At 55.8% G+C, this 17,173-nt stretch carries 11 protein-coding genes; 9 read left to right on the forward strand and 2 right to left on the reverse strand.

Features of this window, described 5'->3' with window-relative positions; translation table 11 throughout:
- Positions 1-957 precede the first annotated feature (957 nt).
- The gene (locus B0G75_RS33145; protein WP_106286098.1) at positions 958-1,524 is read right to left on the reverse strand and encodes a phosphatase PAP2 family protein; all 567 of its coding nucleotides are present in this window, start codon (positions 1,522-1,524) and stop codon (positions 958-960) included.
- A gap of 1,371 nt (positions 1,525-2,895) precedes the next feature.
- On the opposite strand from B0G75_RS33145, the gene B0G75_RS40895 reads away from it, so the two are divergent.
- The 3 genes from B0G75_RS40895 (at position 2,896) to galU (ending at position 6,975) form a co-directional block, all read left to right on the forward strand.
- Entirely contained in the window at positions 2,896-3,072 is a 177-nt protein-coding gene (locus B0G75_RS40895; RefSeq protein WP_181309408.1) for a hypothetical protein, read from the forward strand.
- Positions 3,073-4,431: 1,359 nt separating this feature from the next.
- Positions 4,432-5,430 (forward strand): GlxA family transcriptional regulator, encoded by a 999-nt coding sequence (locus tag B0G75_RS33155; RefSeq protein ID WP_106286095.1) that lies wholly within the window; start codon positions 4,432-4,434, stop codon positions 5,428-5,430.
- Positions 5,431-6,093: 663 nt separating this feature from the next.
- The gene (galU, locus tag B0G75_RS33160; RefSeq protein WP_106286094.1) at positions 6,094-6,975 is read left to right on the forward strand and encodes a UTP--glucose-1-phosphate uridylyltransferase GalU; all 882 of its coding nucleotides are present in this window, start codon (positions 6,094-6,096) and stop codon (positions 6,973-6,975) included.
- A 194-nt stretch (positions 6,976-7,169) separates the two neighbouring features.
- Here the strand turns inward: galU and rfbC are convergent, their stop codons facing one another.
- Complete coding sequence (rfbC, locus tag B0G75_RS33165; RefSeq protein WP_106286093.1) at positions 7,170-7,718, reverse strand: dTDP-4-dehydrorhamnose 3,5-epimerase; 549 nt, start codon at positions 7,716-7,718, stop codon at positions 7,170-7,172.
- Between the two features lie 624 nt (positions 7,719-8,342).
- Between rfbC and B0G75_RS33170 the strand changes: the two genes are divergently transcribed.
- The 6 genes from B0G75_RS33170 (at position 8,343) to B0G75_RS33210 (ending at position 17,164) form a co-directional block, all read left to right on the forward strand.
- A complete protein-coding gene (locus tag B0G75_RS33170; protein ID WP_146142562.1) occupies positions 8,343-8,588 on the forward strand; it encodes a hypothetical protein in 246 nt (81 codons plus the stop codon).
- Between the two features lie 108 nt (positions 8,589-8,696).
- Complete coding sequence (locus B0G75_RS33175; protein ID WP_308705940.1) at positions 8,697-8,867, forward strand: hypothetical protein; 171 nt, start codon at positions 8,697-8,699, stop codon at positions 8,865-8,867.
- Between the two features lie 3,464 nt (positions 8,868-12,331).
- Positions 12,332-13,858, forward strand: coding sequence for a mannose-1-phosphate guanylyltransferase/mannose-6-phosphate isomerase (locus tag B0G75_RS33195; RefSeq protein WP_106286091.1), 1,527 nt, complete (start codon positions 12,332-12,334; stop codon positions 13,856-13,858).
- A gap of 47 nt (positions 13,859-13,905) precedes the next feature.
- Positions 13,906-15,285: an undecaprenyl-phosphate glucose phosphotransferase gene (locus B0G75_RS33200; RefSeq protein ID WP_106286090.1), complete on the forward strand. Its 1,380-nt coding sequence runs from the start codon at positions 13,906-13,908 to the stop codon at positions 15,283-15,285.
- 380 nt (positions 15,286-15,665) lie between these two features.
- Positions 15,666-16,724, forward strand: a complete 1,059-nt coding sequence (locus tag B0G75_RS33205) for a polysaccharide biosynthesis/export family protein (protein WP_106286107.1) — start codon at positions 15,666-15,668, stop codon at positions 16,722-16,724.
- Positions 16,721-17,164, forward strand: coding sequence for a low molecular weight protein-tyrosine-phosphatase (locus tag B0G75_RS33210; protein ID WP_106286089.1), 444 nt, complete (start codon positions 16,721-16,723; stop codon positions 17,162-17,164). The genes B0G75_RS33205 and B0G75_RS33210 overlap by 4 nt, the downstream gene beginning before the upstream one ends.
- The last annotated feature ends 9 nt before the right edge of the window (positions 17,165-17,173 follow it).

Raw genomic sequence — 17,173 nt, forward strand, 5'->3', positions numbered from 1 at the left:
TAGATACGCTGCCAGTTTGCTGCTAGCGCGATCATGCAGAAACAAGACATCAGACAATTGATGACAGCGCCTGCGAAACCGCGGATTCCGTCGTCGGTGCGCGCGAGCGGAATATGGCCGAAGACCCCAACGCGATGCACGACTGGGTCTTCTCGGACATGCTCGTTGAGCAATCCCAGCATCTGTACCGCCGACGTGCTCTCGATCCAGGGACGCGCTGCATAAGGCCGGAGGTTTGGCAGGCGGTTTCGGGCAAACCATGCCGTAGCCGCTGCCCGCTTCCTCGACGCGGGCGGTGACTACGGCATGGGATCGGCAGATCATAAGCGCATATTCGACAAACCGATGATGCGCCCATTTTTGATGCGACGGCCGTCGTTATCCGGCTCGGCTCCTGTGTAAGTCGGAAAATTCGATAGATTGCGCCCGCATTCAAACTGTATGTTCAGCAAGAGGCTGGAGGGGTACCATAAAAGGCTCCGGTCGCAGTTGTGCGACTTGTGCCAAAAACTGTAAGAGCTGCCCAAGTTCGACCGTGGTTGTCCGTGGGAATTCAGGTGACCCAGCTTGAAGAATATCTCCTTTCCGCTCGCGATGAGCAATGAGAAACTCCTCGAGCTAATGCATATAAGCAAGCTTAAAAAGAGGGCGACAGAACGAAAAGCTGCGTCAGTTTCGGGCGGAACTCGGTACTGTCGCTGGGAATCCGTATCGACCGCGTTCTTAAGATTACCGGATCATCGGCTACGAGCGAAGAGCAAGATATGAAGTTGAATGAGTGATGTGACGGTCAGAAAGAATTTGACTTCTCGTCTGTCGAGCGCATAACAAAGACCGTCGATCAGGCGAGTTTTCTACGCTCTTCGCTACCCGATTAAACCGCCTTGGCCGATTTTTTCTTGAGCAGTAGAAACGACGGTAGCCCCCGTGCATAATGAAACGTGCTACCAGGATGACTTACTGGAAGCGTCTGCAGATGGCAGGTGAGTACTGGTCGATCAGGGACTGGAAAGGCGCGTTATGTCCATAAGCTATCCCCGATACCAGCAGAAGTGACACGGCTGCGACAATAGTTCCTCGTAGTTGAACATGCGAGTTGGCCAGCGAGCGTACGAAGAACAAAGCGACAGCCGAGCCAATAGCCCAACCCGCGATGACCTCTGACACCGTGTGGGCTTCCTCGAACACACGAGCTGCGCCTATGACGGCACCCCCTGCGAGGCCTAGGGTTACGCCGATGGACGAACGCCCCGCACGGCGCAGAAACAACGCGATGCAAGTCGTCCACACGGCCGACGAGAGCATCGTGTGTCCGCTGACCACGCGAAAACCGACTTCCCTGATTTCTATGCCGCATCCGGCGTAGAGGATCTTTGTTGCTCCGACGATCGCCATGCCCACTGCCAGAGAAATCAGCCAGTAAGCAGCCATTCGCCGATCAGACATGGCAATCCACATTGCGCAGCCCATTGCCAGCGGGAGAGTTACTGCGGCGTCGCCAAAGTTGCTGAGTGAATTCCACATTATGCTCAAATACCGGTGGGCGCGAGATGATTGGTTAGGAAGTGGGTGTTATATTCGCGATAGGCGCCACGCCGGACAATCCTACCGCGTTGCTATTCGACGACTTCAGTGCCTGACTAGGGCAAATCTCGGCTACGGCTGGAGACCGGAAGTCGAGATACACGTCGACAAACATGCTCGCTACGGCCTTCGCGTCAAATGTCATCTCCGATATCCGTGCTACATGTTCCCAGTTACTGCCCCGCCTGGCTAGCGTCAAACGCTGCGGTCAGTTAATGTCGCCGCCGTTGGATCGCGTCCAGCAACGCCCAGCTTCGAGCAGGTGTTCAACCCTGAGCCTTCTACCGGTGGCGTGATGCTCTTTCAATTGTGACACGACGAGATAGGTCAATAGTTTTGCGGACCCAAGCAGGCCAAAATCGAGTGGCTGGGTCATCGGGAATTGGGTTCGCAGACGGATTTCGACACGCAATGCTTAGTAGGCGAGCTGTGGCTTGACAGAAGCGCAAAAAGATTGACCGCCCCTGTCGCGCAGGCGGTCGCATCGAGTTAACGCCACGCGGGATCGAAGATCTCAAGGGAGAGTATTTAGCCTCAAATCTGATTGCCTCCGTCAAAATGTTGGCGGATTCCGTCGAGTGCGACTTGGTGGCGGTGAACTGCGCGTTCTATGACCACGCACAAGCCGTAACCGAGTTGCGCGCCGTCCGGCGGCCTCCAATACGAAGACTCTTCGGGTTGTTTTTTGGGAATCTCTATCGAAGCGCATGAGTTCAGTGTGTTCGGTGTCTTCCCCGCTCCCGACGGCCTTTCCTTCACTCCGATACTTCAATATTGGCGCTTTGCGTGGCTATCGGCGGCCCACGCCGGCCCGTTTCATTGCCGGATTCGGTCAATTTCGTGGCCTTGTCCGCCACTTTTCATCGCGCCTAATACTTTTCGAACTATGATACGCGCCGATCGGCTCGGGGGATTCCCTGGCAATCTTAAGCGATCGTATGAGACAGACTAAAAGTGATAGTCAATGAACCCCTCTTGTCGTACTCAAAGAGCCGTGACTTCACCTTTAGAACGCTATCGAACCCCGGTTCGTCGACCGCCATGATAACGTTGTCTCCGACAAGGGGAAGCAGATGTATCATCCGCAACCCGGTAGTACGGTATATGCCAAAGCCGCCAGTGTACTCGTACACATACGTCACTTTCTCGTCCATACGTGCCCTATTCGCTTATATAAACAATTTTTCTACTGAGTAGTGTCGCACAACTACGGCCGCGCTTTCACTTTAAACGGAGAGTGACAGCGATCCTACCGTTGCGACCCGACGAGACATGGGGAAAGAATGAAATGCCTCATCTGCAGGAAGTCAGATGGGAACGATCGTACTGAGCAGCGAAATCGATCTGCGTGCCGGACTTCATACGTCGGCGCGAAAAGCGAAAGGTACGACGGGGTGGTTCACAAATTTGATCACTGCCGGGCAGCAAATAAATTTTCATGGCAACCTCCTGTTGCGCGTAACTTATATATTGGAAGCTCGAAAGTAGGGTTTTGATGTACCCGTACGCAATATGAACTTATACATCGTTGACGTTATGGTAGCGAACCGAATCTGGCGGTTCAAGAAAAAATGCCTGCCGTCCGAGGGGGCGGCAGGCGAAATCGAGGGGCGGGGTTGCCTCAGAGAGGCGCCTCCTCGAAAGACCGAAATGGAGTTTAATCGTTCGAAGTAGACAGCGGACATTCGTGGCGGATTGAGTCAAAATGTTGACTGAACGTGACATGGAAAGGTGTCGTCCGGACAAGAGCCACTAAGACGTTCAAATGTGGCACTGATCTCGTAGCCGCGGGCTACTCGCCGCTGTCGGTGATGCAGATAGTCGGCATTTCGTTCTGTGGAATCATGCAACGGCGGCGCGAATAGATAACGACGAAGAAATCGAATTCGAGCAATCACTGTCATTGTCTTATCAGTTGGTCTGCACAACATTGACGCACCATTTTTCAACTACGACATTGTGGTGCCCGATGGAAATGTCCCGATGTCCGACGAGATAAGCTTAGCGACGTGCTTTGCATACGCCTTTCACATCGCTCGCTGCAAGCCAGCATGTCCGTGAGAGTGTTCGTTACGCTGAATGACCACCCTCAACCGATGCGAGCATGGCGCTGAATCGCCGGTTCTTTTGGGGCGGACGTGACGTGCATGTTTGCGACCTTTCTCCTATCGATGAGTTCAGCGCCAGACGGATCCGAGCACTCTCTACTCTTTTGCACTACGTCGCGTGAACCACGAGTGCATGTTCGACGCCGGCGTAATTTCTGCCCGGGAAGCGGCATCCGTGACACGCTGCGTGAGTTACGGTGATTCCTGCCATTTCAGCTTAGACCGGGTCAACGAGCTTCAATGCGAAATTGGTGAAGATTGGCACGACAGGAAAGGAGAGAGGCCGTTGCAAGCTTGCTGCGAGCCGGCGCCCGGTGGCGAAGTTCAAATGCCACTCCAACTTTGGAAGTCGCGGTTCGACGCCGACGAAGGGATTCTGTACGCCGGGCGCGTCCGCGAGAAGGCGCGGGTGTGCGCACCGAGCGGCGCCAATATGCATGCACCGGCGTTAGGTATCCGCGGGCGGTCGATGGTTGCGCGATGGCGAACTACTACTACTGCGTGGGCGACGACTTCGGCCCATTCTGCCTGAAGTCCCGTTCCCGCTAAAACCGAAGAATTTCCCGCCGCAGCGCGCCGCGCCGTACATGTCGCCTAAAGGGTTGATCATACCCGCCAACATATTGATCGATTCGGCCAGAAAAATGCGTCGCAGTCCATCCTTATGTACGATCAGTCCAGACCCCAAATTTGACTCAAAGCAAGTCTGAGCGGGCAACCAATTTCCGGGGAAAATCCGATGGAGCATTCTTCAGTCGCCAGCCGCAAAAGCGCAATGGGACCTCACATCATGCCAGAGACCTGTAGCGCGACGAAGCGTATAGGCATCGTTTTATTCAGTGGCTTTGCCCTTCCAGACGCCGCATCGATCGCGGAGGTATTCCAGTCGGCGAATGGACTCACTGTGGTCGAGCCGTGCGGCACGACAAGTTACGACGTCATTTTGTTATCGGCAGGGGGAGGCAGCATCGCGAGTTCTTCATCGGTCCTCGTCTGGACCGAGGGTATCGAAGCACAGCGCGACTCTGGGCGCTTTCACGCTTTATTTGTTGCCGGTGGCGGAGGGGTGAGTGATGCTCTGCGCGATGAACACTTGATTGCGTGGCTTCGTCGGGCGCATTGGCGCGGCGATCTCGTATTCCCGATCGGCGAAGGGCGGGCGCTTGTCGACGCTGCCTGCTTCGGGAAGGCAGTCGATGATGGTGTTAAGCGCTACGACGACCGCACGTGGGAAACCGTGCGGACTGGTTCAGGTAACGACTCTTCGAGCGCTTCCGCTAGTCTGTTTCGAACGGCCATTGCGGTGATTGAGGACGATTTTGGGGTTGAAATTGCTCGAAAGATCGCTGACCGGGTCGCTCCGTCTACAGGTTCCCCGTTTAGGGGGATTGTGCGCAAGAATACTTCGGCTGGCGTGAGCGAGAAAATCAAGGCGTCGGCAAAATGGCTGGAAACGAACGGGCACCGTCCTATATCGATCGAGGAGGCAGCGCAGATTGTTGGTATGAGCGATCGAAATTTCCTCCGGCGTTTCAAGATTGAGATGGGCGTGACACCGTCTGAGTACCTGCTGTACGTGCGGCTTGATATGAGCTGTCGCCTCCTTGTCGAAACGGACCTTCCAGTCGACAAGGTGGCGCGTCATTGCGGTATTGGAAGTGGCGGTCGGCTAGCGAAACTCTTTCGCAAGCATCTGACGACAACGCCCACTGAGTATCGTATGAGCAAGCAGATTTAAACAGGAAAGGCGGTTCTCCGGCCGTTTTAAAGACATGCCATGACATTGCAATTGGGAAACGTAGCTAGCTTTGCGGTCTCTACATGTCCATTGACAGAAGAATTATAAATTCGGGCTCCTGATGTAAAAGTGTCGTGACCATAGGTGTTGAGGTCTCGATCATTCCCGATCTGCTGCATTGTAGATCAGACGATCTGTCTATCATGGTTCATCGGCGATTTTTCGGTCAGCTCGCAGAGAGATTGGTAGATAAGGAGATGTTCAGGTTACTCATTCGGACCAGTTAATTACTGGAGAAAGGACAATGGATGGAAGTTGCGGTAACGGCTCGGCACCGAAGCGAAGATCACGGGCGAGGGGGAAGCTGGGCTAACGAAAATGTAGTGATTAGGGCTGGCTCAGCCAAAATTGAAACGCTTATGCGTTCGGGGCGACGTTAACAACTAAGGCATTATGCTCTCGCGCCAATGTTTTGCCTGCTGTGAGCGACATCCGCTGAATCTAGGTGGTCGCCACCGACCAACCGGTCTCAAGTCTGACGCGTTGAACCTCTCCCACAGGCTTAGCGGGTTCCATCGCTGCGCCTAGCATTGCGTGCTAATCACTAGTGCAGGGGTGACCTGATCGCGACATGACCGTATTTAATGACTTTCGGAGTTCCTCATGCTAAAAGTTACAAAGGCAGTATTTCCAGTAGCGGGTCTCGGTACTCGATTTCTCCCCGCCACGAAGGCTAGCCCAAAGGAGATGCTACCGATTGTCGATAAACCGCTGATTCAATACGCCGTCGAGGAAGCCATGGCCTCCGGTATCACTGAAATGATTTTCGTCACGGGCCGCAGCAAGCGGGCCATCGAAGATCATTTCGATAAGTCGTACGAAGTTGAAGCGGAATTGGAAGCGCGTGGCAAGGACAAGCTGCTCGAACTGGTGCGCAGCATCAAGCCGAGCCATGTCGACTGTTTTTACGTACGCCAGTCGGAGGCGCTCGGCCTCGGGCACGCAGTACTGTGCGCGGAGAAGCTGGTAGGTGATAATCCGTTCGCCGTGATTCTCGCAGACGACCTTCTGTATGGCAGTCCTCCCGTCATGACGCAAATGATCGAGGTGTTCGATCACTACCATAGCTCGGTGATCGGCGTTGAGGAGATCCCGGTGCAGGATACCAAATCGTACGGAATCGTCGACGGCAAGGAATGGGAGGAGTCGATCATCAAGATGTCAGGTATTGTTGAAAAGCCTGAGCCGAGCGCGGCGCCTTCAAATCTCGGTGTTGTGGGTCGATATGTGCTGAAGCCTCGCATTTTCAAACATCTGCGCGCAATAAAGCCGGGTACCGGTGGGGAACTCCAGTTGACGGATGCAATTGAGTCGCTGCTTGCCGATGAACAAGTGCTAGCATACAAGTATCGCGGTACGCGTTTTGACTGCGGCAGTAAAATCGGATATTTGAAGGCGACAGTGGAATTTGCGCTGCGGCATCCTGAGGTACGTGTCGAGTTTCGTGCATACCTTGAAGAGCATTTGTCTCTGCTGCCGATCTGAAATCGTCGACGTTGTGGTATGGGCGATGGCGGTCAGCTTTCGATGTATTCACCGGTATATTGACGTCACGCTAATAGGTAGCAAGCGCTCTTTCAACACGGCTAAGGAGATCCTGCTGGTTCGTGATGGCGGCGGTTGGGGGAGCTTCATCGGTTAGCGGAGGAGGGTCATTGTCGCGCGAATGGAGCCCCTTTTCAGTACACCTCGGCCATGCTAAAGCGCGTACCCACAGAGTCGCGCTCGGACGTGATGGGCACATCTCTCAGGTCCCATTCGATGGCGATATCGGCGTCATCCCACTGCAGCGTGCGTTCGTACTCCGGCAGACGTTTTTCGGTCGTCTTGCACAACACTTCCGCCACGTCGGAGAGTACGAGGAACCCGTTCGCGAAGCCCGGCGGAATCCAGAGCTGACGACAGTTCGCCGCAGACAGCCGCGCGCTAACATAGCGCCCGAAGGTGGGCGACCAACGCCGCAGATCGACCGCCACGTTTACCAGTTCGCCGTTTACGACCCGAACCAGCTTTCCCTGCGGCCTCTGAATCTGATAGTGGAGCCCACACAAAACGTTGTGCGCCGACACAGAGTGACGCTCCTGGACAAAACGATAACCACGCGCCACATGTTCGTCGAAGTCTTCCTGATCGAAGCTGTCAAATGAAACGCCGCGCCTGTCCGAGACAATGCGCGGCTCAATCATTTTGACATCACGAATTGCCGTGTGTGTAACCTGAATTGTCATGTGTGACGAATATGAAGAAGGATCGAGGACTCTCGATATAGTGTGCTGCGGGTGGTCGTTCGCGATCTACGGGCCAGCACCGCGCCAGGGGCGATCGGTTTCTGACCGGAGCGGCTGCGGGCGTGGTCTTCGGTGCGCCGTTGCGGAATCGCTGCGGCGTTAACGGAAGCCGACTTTGGCAGCCTTCCGAAAACTCTCGAAGAATACCGCTAGCGGTTCGTGAATGTCACTAACGACGGTTTATCCTTGATCGCCAAAAGATTGGCGCAAAACGCCACTCGTGGTTTCGAGCGGCAGAACGTCGGCCTATATGTTGCGTTGTGTCAACGATCGGCGTTATCGAGCCGTTTCGGGATCGGCGTATAGGCGCCATGGGCGCCGGGCGTTGAACGCGATTCGAACTTTCCAGATGGGTACGGTCGTACAACTTTCCACCAGCAAGAACTCGTTGCGATCCCGTCCGCGGCCGCGCAAGCCTGGCGAGCGCCACACAGTGCGTGGCCGCCAGCCGCCGACGGCGCAGGCGTGGCTCGAACACGATCGGCAGCGGTGCCTGGCTCGTGCCAATGAGGTCGGGCCACGCCGTCACACACTGGCTCTCGCGGTGTTCACGACACAGTGCTCGTGAACCTGCGTAGCGTGCAGGGCATCGTCCGTATGCGCAAGAAGTTCGGCGATCAGCGACTGGACGCCGCGTGCGAGCGAGTGCTTGCATCTGCGAGCCCGAAGTACCGCACCGTCAAGGCCATTCTCGACAAGAGACTGGACAGCGAGCCCGCAGCAGCAGCGCGCAAACGTCGGCGGCGCCTGCTGACCTATCTGAACGGCGGCCGCTTCGGTCGTGACGTCCGCTCCCTTCTCCTGCATTGAACCTCACGAATCCCAATCCTGAACTGAATATGGTCCTCAAGCAACTGCACCTGTCCGGCGTACTCGACTCGCTTGAGCAGCGCAACCGTCAGGCGATCGACGGTCAGGTTGCTTACACCGAAATATCCCACCAGGCTCCTGCATGAAGAAGTCGCGCAGCGGGACCAGAAGAAGCTCAGCGCGCGTCTCGTGCGTGCCGGCTTCGGGCTAGGCAAGACACTGGAAGCCTTCAACCTCAACCGGCTGCCGAAGCTTACCGCATCGTCATTGAAGGCTTGAGCTTCTTCAAGGCTAAATCGATGTGCGAAACCGGCTAAATCGGCGTTGCAAAATCCAGCAAGCAACCGCCTTCTTGAGGCCGTCCGGGTCCGCGTCCAACACTATTTTCAACTGCCGCCATTACCGAGATCATCCGTGGCGCCGTACACCGATCCGTGACACGGTTCGGGATCGCGTGCGATGCGGTGGCCTCTGTTGCCCGTCCGTGGATTTCGATGAGGGGCGGAATCCTTCAATGTTTTGGCGGACCAAATCACATAGCCCACAGGACAATACGTCGGGGGATTACAGATCTTGCGTGGCGTTAGACATGTACCGTCTGGCGGAGCTTTGCATCGGCGTCACCGGTCATATGCACGGGGACGTCACCGCCATTTCCAAAAATACGCGACCGTATGATCGCGTCCACTTGCGTCGCCAATGATGGATCGGCTCATCGGATTTGATCTTCACGCATGTACGGAATTACTCGAATATCTGGTTGCGTCCCGACTGGTGGTGCGCCAGCGAAATCGCCAACCGTTGAAGCCTGCGCAGTCGGTCAAATCCACTCGACTCTGCTTGGACCTGAACGGCTGTCGCGCCGTCTGGCATGCAGCGCCTGACATTGGAATACCGTGCACAAAGGCTCACTGAGCAACTCAAGCGAACCTCGGTGAAGACGTGCGACGGAGGCAGTCTGGCGTGAATGTTATTTGGCGGTGCGAGGATGGATTCACGCTTCCGGGCGGTGACAAAAATCTTCGTCACGTGCGTGGCCAATTTACCAGGAGAGATCGTCTTCGTAGTGAGGGCCGCTGACAACAACTCGTTGCGCGCCGCATGTGTGACCCAGCTAATTCCACTGACTCGATATGCCCTGGTCAACTCAACCCGATATTCTTTCTCGCGCCGACCTCTTAACCTATCTCGTCGTGTCGCAATTGGTAAGACATCGTCTAACCGGAAAATGGCTGACGGCAGAGCACACTGTTGAATCCGCGCATCTTTGGATGTCTGTGAATGGCCGACTTGATCTGCTAGCGCGCGTATCGTTGGGCAGTCGCGCGGAAGCGCTCGCAGCGCAAATGCTACGTGTGTCGACGGTGACGATCGATGCAAACGCCCTGGCGGGCACATTGGTTGACTCCGGGCATCTCGACTATCGGTCTCCCGCAGTGGCCGAGATTCACCACGCCTGCATGGTGCACCTCATGTCTGGATTCAATTCCCCGGCGCGCCAGATTTGGCGGCATGCATCGGGGTTGTTGTCGTGCGCAGTCATCTTCTTCCGACCTGCTTCCACGGACGAACTGAATGCGTCGGTAAGAATCGCACGTTGCTCGACGGGCGGAACATCGAGAAAGGAGCTTTGAAAGCTGCGAAAGGAGAGCGAGGGTCGGACCGTGCAGGGCGTCGATAACGGTTCTAAAATTTGACTCTCTCTAGGCGGTGGAAACGCGGCTAGGCAGGTGCCTTTGAAATCGTGATGAGCTGGCTATGCCTCTGGTCTGGGGCGGGCCGGTCAGCACATGAGAAAGTCATCCACGAGCTTGTTAGTGATTTTCGATTCGACGATTATCGCTGCGCGAGATCGGTTCGTGTCCGTTGCGGCAGTGTGGATGCCGAGATGGCATCCAGCGCCAAGGATTGCTCCTGGAGCGGACGTGCGAGAAATTCTGGTAGATGTCGTCCACGGGGCTGAGTCGTACGGCTGACTCTCGCGAGCAGAAGTGCGATCAATCTATGTTGCACTGAAAATTTCAATAGTTGCTTTTCAACATCCGACATGCCGCCCTCTCATATGGACCGGTTGGCTAGCCGTGCTGTGGACATCACTTTGAGAATCCGTATTTAGGGTGGCGGATTGAGCTACATCTTTGACGGATACGTTTGCCAAAAAGATGCGGCGCGGCTTTCACGCAGGGAGGGCAGGTCGTGTTGTGCAAGGGAGTGAAAATGGTATTCCGACTATCAATGAATTAGACGGATACGGCCAAACGTTTGTCACGAAACGTGAAGTGGCGGCCTGCAGTCTTGAAGAATCTCTATCGTTCGTCCTAAGTCGGTGAAATATATGGTAATTCATCTTTCTGTCCTCGCACACCTCTGCTTCGGATGGGCGTTCGTCTATCTGGCTTTTAGCGTGTTCTCCGCCTTGAAGGTTGGGAAGCGGCACGACCGGCCATTGATATTTCTCGAGTTTCAGCCACATCGGGCGCGTGGAACCTGGGAAGCATCACGTGCCAAACTGATGATGCGCTTGCGGCTGTGGGCAATTCTTAGCCTGTTGGTTGGAATTGCGTCTCTTACGGGATATCTGTTGTTCTCGTGAAGGCCGCCAGTTCCGTCTTTGTCGTACATGGCAAGAAAATGCGTCGAGAGCCGGCTGGACGTGGCTCCGACAGCGCTCGCCACCTCGCCGGCTGTTGTCTGCAATCGGCAACCAAACCGACGCAGGGCGGACAGATTGGTGGCGTAGCTGCCATGGACATTTGCCAAGACGCGCCAAGCCCAGGGATCTTTGGCAAATCAGGAGACGGCGCTGAGTGCGTTTTCGATCTCGAAAAAGTCGATAGCTGTCTTTCGTTGAACGGTGCATTGTCGGCACTTAAACTAACGCCCGAACGGCGGAATTCGATTGACGTGACAAGCCTCTGCGTCTGCTGCAAGCCAAATCGAGCAAAACTGTTGGGAGCCCTCTAGCGTGGTATCTGCAGATTTCGTCCAGACGTACGCGGGAAAGGCGACGATCAGACCACTGAATTCGGCGCGGGACGCATCTACGCGAGGGTGCTATAAATTGACGGCGTGATCGCGCCACTCGAAGTGGCGAACCCCATCGGCTCAAAAGGGTGCCCGTTCCGAGGCGTGATAACCGAATGGGCTAAAACGCCAACATATTGGCGTTTTCCGTCAGTCATACAACGTGAGAAGGCGGCCTATGTATGATGCACTGCAACTGAGGTCGCAGTGCATTTTTCAGGTTAGCGGTTACGACTACAACCGAAATACGAAAGAGAAAGCGCGATTTTACGCGGGCAACGAGTAGCAATAGCGTTACCAGTGGGACGGAAGTGAGCGTGGACCGATTGACACCGGAATACGGTTGAGTCAAAAACTGCGCATGGCTTCTAAGAAGGATGCGATTTGCATTTTGAATTCGCTCACGCAATCGGCGGGCGAAAGTCGAAAGTGGCTGGAGACGCCACGAATATCACATCGGTTCAGTCCATCAAAGATGATGTTGCATAGATGGGCAAGTCCTATTGAGAGTCACGAACGACCCCGGTTGCTGGATCATGTCGACCAGTGGCCGAAGGGTTACCGCATTGTTTTTTCTGATTCGGCAGTGCAACTGTCCGTGTACCAAAGTCCATCAAAATGGGCTGGGATCAACAGTTGCGCCACATGAAATAAATAGCATAGAGCAAAACACTGCTTTGCGAAGGCTGCTCAAGTTGGAACCACAAACAGGACTGCATATGGAGAACACATCGACGGATGAAACGGTCGCGTACGCTGACGACCGCAAGGCGGTTTCGACGGAACAGGGGTTCTCCGCTGCGCCCGTCCGGCTCGTCCCGGTGGTGCTCGCCGGCGGGGCTGGCTCACGGCTGTGGCCCGTGTCGCGTGAACAGTATCCGAAGCAGTTGATTGACGTACTCGGGTCGGAATCGCTGCTGCAAGCTACCGTGCAGCGGGTGAAAGGCTTCAATGTGCAAGGGCGATTGGTGGCTACTCCGATTGTCGTCTGTGGAAACGAGCACCGTTTTGTGACGTCGGAGCAGTTGCGTGAACAGGGGCTCGAGGCACGTATCGTGGTGGAACCGGCTCGCCGTGACACTGCGCCGGCACTGACGTTGGCGGCCACGATGGCGTGCACCGATGGGGATGACGCGATCATGCTGGTCATGCCTGCGGATCATGCGATCGTCGACGTTGCGGCCTTCCAGGCGGCAATCGCTGTGGCCGCACAGCACGCCGATCGAGGCGCGATCGTCGCACTGGGTGTGCCACCCACGCGTGCCGATACGGGTTTCGGTTATATCAAACTCGGTGATGAGATTAGTGGCAGTGCGCATCTCATTGAGCACTTCGTGGAGAAGCCGGCGGCAGAAGTCGCTGCTTTATACGCGGCGTCGGGCCAGCACTGGTGGAATAGCGGCATCTTTGTTTTGCGCGCGAGCGTGTGGCTAACGACGCTCAAGCGGCTTCAGCCAGCAATGTATGACGCGTGTCTGCAGGCGCAGGTGCAGGGTCACAGCGACTCTTCTTTTTTCCGGCCGGGCGCGGAAGCGTTCAAGTCATCCCCGACCGACTCTATCGACTATGCGGTGATGGAACACCTCGGATCGCAACAAGGCTTGGCGGAAGGTGTCGTGGTGCAGCTCAGCGCGGGCTGGTCCGACCTCGGTTCGTGGGACGCGGTCTGGGATGCACTCGAGAAAGACAATGATGGCAACGCTTCTCGCGGCCGTGTCGTTTTTGAGGGTACCACTTCCAGCTTCGCTCATTCCGAGAAGCGTCTGATCGCGTGCGTTGGCATGACCAACGTGGTGGTGGTTGAAACAGACGACGCCGTGCTGGTAGCCGACCGTTCCCGCCTCCAGGAGGTGAAGAGTGTGGTTAGCCGGATGCGGGCACTGCAGGCGCCTGAAGCGGAGGTTCATCGCAAGGTCCGTCGTCCGTGGGGTTACTACGATTCGATCGACCGAGGTGAGCGCTTCCAGGTCAAGCGGATTGTGGTCAACCCGGGTGGACGCCTGTCGCTGCAACTTCATCACCACCGTGCCGAACATTGGACAGTGGTGAGTGGCACGGCATTGGTCACACGCGGCAATGAGGAATTCGTGTTGAGCGAGAACCAGTCGACGTTCATTCCGTTGGGGGTGGCGCATCGACTCGAGAACCCGGGAAAGCTGCCGCTCGAATTGATCGAAGTGCAGTCCGGCTCATATCTCGGTGAAGACGACATTATTCGGTTGGACGATACATACGGGCGGGCGTGACGCTTTGGCGCAACACGTTGTCCATCTTCTGGCGGGGAAATCGCAACATGCTCGGAATACAAGGGTTACTGGCGCGGCTTGTCGACGTGATTGTCATCGTGGCCGGTGCGCTTCTGGCATCGAACATTCGCTTTGAGGATCTGGCGCAGACTCGGGTGGATGGCGCATTCATCACGTTTTCGGTCGCGCTTGCTCTGGTCTCGTTTCCGGTATTCGGCCTCTATGAATCATGGCGCGGTCGCTCGTTGTTGCGTCTGAGCGGGCAGGTTTCGTTGGCGTGGCTGCTGGTCCAGGCGGGCGGGCTCGTGCTGATGTTCTCCGTGCATCGCACGGATATGATCTCACGCCTCTGGTTCATTTATTGGACCGCTACTAGCGCGGGTGGCTTGATCGGATCGCGTCTGTTGCTGCATACGGTGCTGCGTAGCGTGCGCTACGTTGGTATGAATTTGCGCAACGTCGCCGTAGTTGGCGGCGGAGTTCATTGCAGGGAAGTCGTGAGCAAGGTGCTGGCCGCACCCGCGAGCGGCTTCCGCATGTCGGCTCTATTCGAGGTTGGCGCGGGGGAAGTTTTCGCACCCAAAGGCATTCCCACTTTTGAGGACTTCGGTAAGTTCTCCGAACACGTACGAAAGAGCGGGATTCAGGAAATCTGGTTGGCGTTGCCATTGTCGGAAGCGCAGACCATGCTACGTTTCGTGAACGAATTCCGCGACGACCTCGTGAACATCCGCTTCATCCCGGATGTGCGCAGCATGGCGTTGTTCGACGCGGGCGTGGTGGATCTGATCGGCGCGCCGGCAATCAGCTTGGTTGCGTCGCCACTGCCCGCACGGGCAATGGTGCAGAAAGAGATCTTCGACCGGTTGTTCGCGGCGCTGGCGCTGCTCGCGTTGACGCCGTTGCTGCTGGTAATCGCGATCACGGTGAAGTGCTCGTCGCGCGGTCCGGTTTTCTTTACGCAGTATCGGAAGGGTGCAGATGGGCAGGTGTTCCGGATCTATAAGTTCCGGACTATGCGTGCTCATGCCGAGAAAGCTGGCGTGGTCACTCAGGCGACCAAGGGCGATCCACGCATCACGCGAGCAGGCGCGCTCCTGCGCAAGACAAGTCTCGATGAACTGCCGCAGTTTTTTAATGTGCTCCGCGGCGACATGTCGGTGGTTGGGCCACGGCCGCATGCGATTGAGCATGACGAAATATATCAAAAGGTTGTTGATGGTTATATCCATCGTTATCGGATTAAACCTGGCATTACCGGTTGGGCGCAGATAAACGGGTTCCGGGGGGAGACGGATCGACTTGAGAAGATGCAGAAGCGCGTCGAACATGATCTCTATTACCTGCAGAACTGGTCATTTGGATTGGACATGCGAATTGTGATTGCGACGATGGTTAAGGGACTGGTGAGCAGCAACGCCTATTAACGAATCAGCAACCCGAGCAGGTTCCATATAAGTCCGCGCGTGATCCTCAGTCGGCGCACAGAAGCATTAGCCGCCGGGCGTGTGCGGACCCTCGGCACGGTTACCGTGTCGATTGTGCGGAAATCTACCGGTCAATCGAACCGCAGGCGGAAATGGGCAACGCATTTTCATACACGATTCACGGGGAGATCGTGCGATTTGTTGCAATTGACGCTGCCGCCGAATTCGAAATCAATGAAAAGCATTTGAAGGATTATCTGATGGCATTATTGTGGAAGTGGGCCGTTGGCTGTAAAGGAACTGATTGCCGTCGCGGTTTTCAATTGCTGGCCGGAGTAGCTGCAAGCGTAATTCTGTCGGCCTGCTCGGTCGCTCCTGGAATGCGAATGACGACACCTGCAACGTTACCGCTGACTAGTGGCGACGCGCAGACTCCGCCAGTCGATCTTCAGGTTCCGATAGTCGACATCAATACCGCATTGATCAGGACGATGCGAGATGAAGTGGGGCAACCGACCGCGGTTGAAAGCAACAAGCTTTTCGCATACACCTCCGGATATACGCTTGGAGTAGGCGACGTACTGCAGATTACGGTTTGGGATCATCCTGAACTTGCAGTTGCACAGGGCATGCAGCAGACCCAGACAAACGTACAACGCAGTACGGATCCGGCAGCCGGTTTCGTTATCGAAAAAGACGGTACGGTTCGGTTTCCGTACGCTGGAAAGATTGCTGTCCGCGGCCTTCAAGTTGGGGAGGCCCAGGATCGCATTGCCGCCGCCTTGAGGCGAGTCTTCGAGAATCCACAGGTCACGGTCAGGGTTGCGTCCTACCGTGCCAAAGAGGTCTACGTCGACGGCCAGGTCAGGAATCCGGGAGCCGTATCCATAACCGACATTCCGATGACGCTCTACGAGGCGATCACTCGAGCAGGTGGACTCGCTGACAGCGCTGACCAGAGCCGATTGCTATTGGTGCGCGACGGTGTCTCCTATCCGATAGATCTCGCGAGGATGCTTGCTCGCGGAGAGAACCCTTCAAAGATCTTGATGCAGAACGGTGATCTGCTGCGAGTCGTCTCGCGAGACGAAAGCGGCGTCTATGTCATGGGCGAAGTAAATAAACCGTCTACTGCCTATCCGTCGAGAAACGGCGCGCTGACGCTTAGTGAAGCTCTGGCTCAGGCGGGAAGTATCAACGCGAATTCTGCCGACGCAGCGCAACTCTACGTAATACGCAGTTCCGGAGGTGCAAAGCCCGAAGTCTTCCACCTGGACGCCCGCTCGCCCGTATCAATGATTCTGGCGAACGAGTTCCACTTGCATCCGAAGGACGTGGTGTATGTGGATGGGAGCGGGCTTGTCCGATTCAGCCGTGTTCTGAGCCTGCTCTTGCCAGCGATCAACGCCGGTCTAACCACTGCAATTGTGACGAAATGAGCGTCAATTCCATTCTGATTGTCTGCGAGGGGAATATCTGCCGAAGCCCTATGGCCGAGGCGCTGGCTAATGATCTGTTTCCACAACTCCATGTTAGCTCCGCGGGATTGAACGCGCTGATTGGAAGAAAGGCCGATCCGTTTGCCGTGTCGGTTATGACAGAACGAGGGCTCTGTCTGGAGATGCACGTGGCCCGACAACTAAGTTGGTCCATGGTTAAGGCTGCGGACATGATTCTGGTCATGTCCGCCGACCAGAAGAAGAGGGTTGAGGACACCTACAGGTTCGCAACAGGCCGAACGTATCGAGTGGGCCATTTCCAACAATTCGACGTGGCTGACCCTTACCAGAAAGGCAAAGCTGAGTTTGAGAATGCGTTTGCGTCGATCGAAACCGGCTTGAGGCGTTGGTCTTACGCGCTGGAAGAATTGAACGTATAAATATAGGTA

Source organism: Paraburkholderia sp. BL18I3N2 (genome assembly GCF_003001875.1).
GTDB classification, from domain to species: Bacteria; Pseudomonadota; Gammaproteobacteria; order Burkholderiales; family Burkholderiaceae; genus Paraburkholderia; species Paraburkholderia phytofirmans.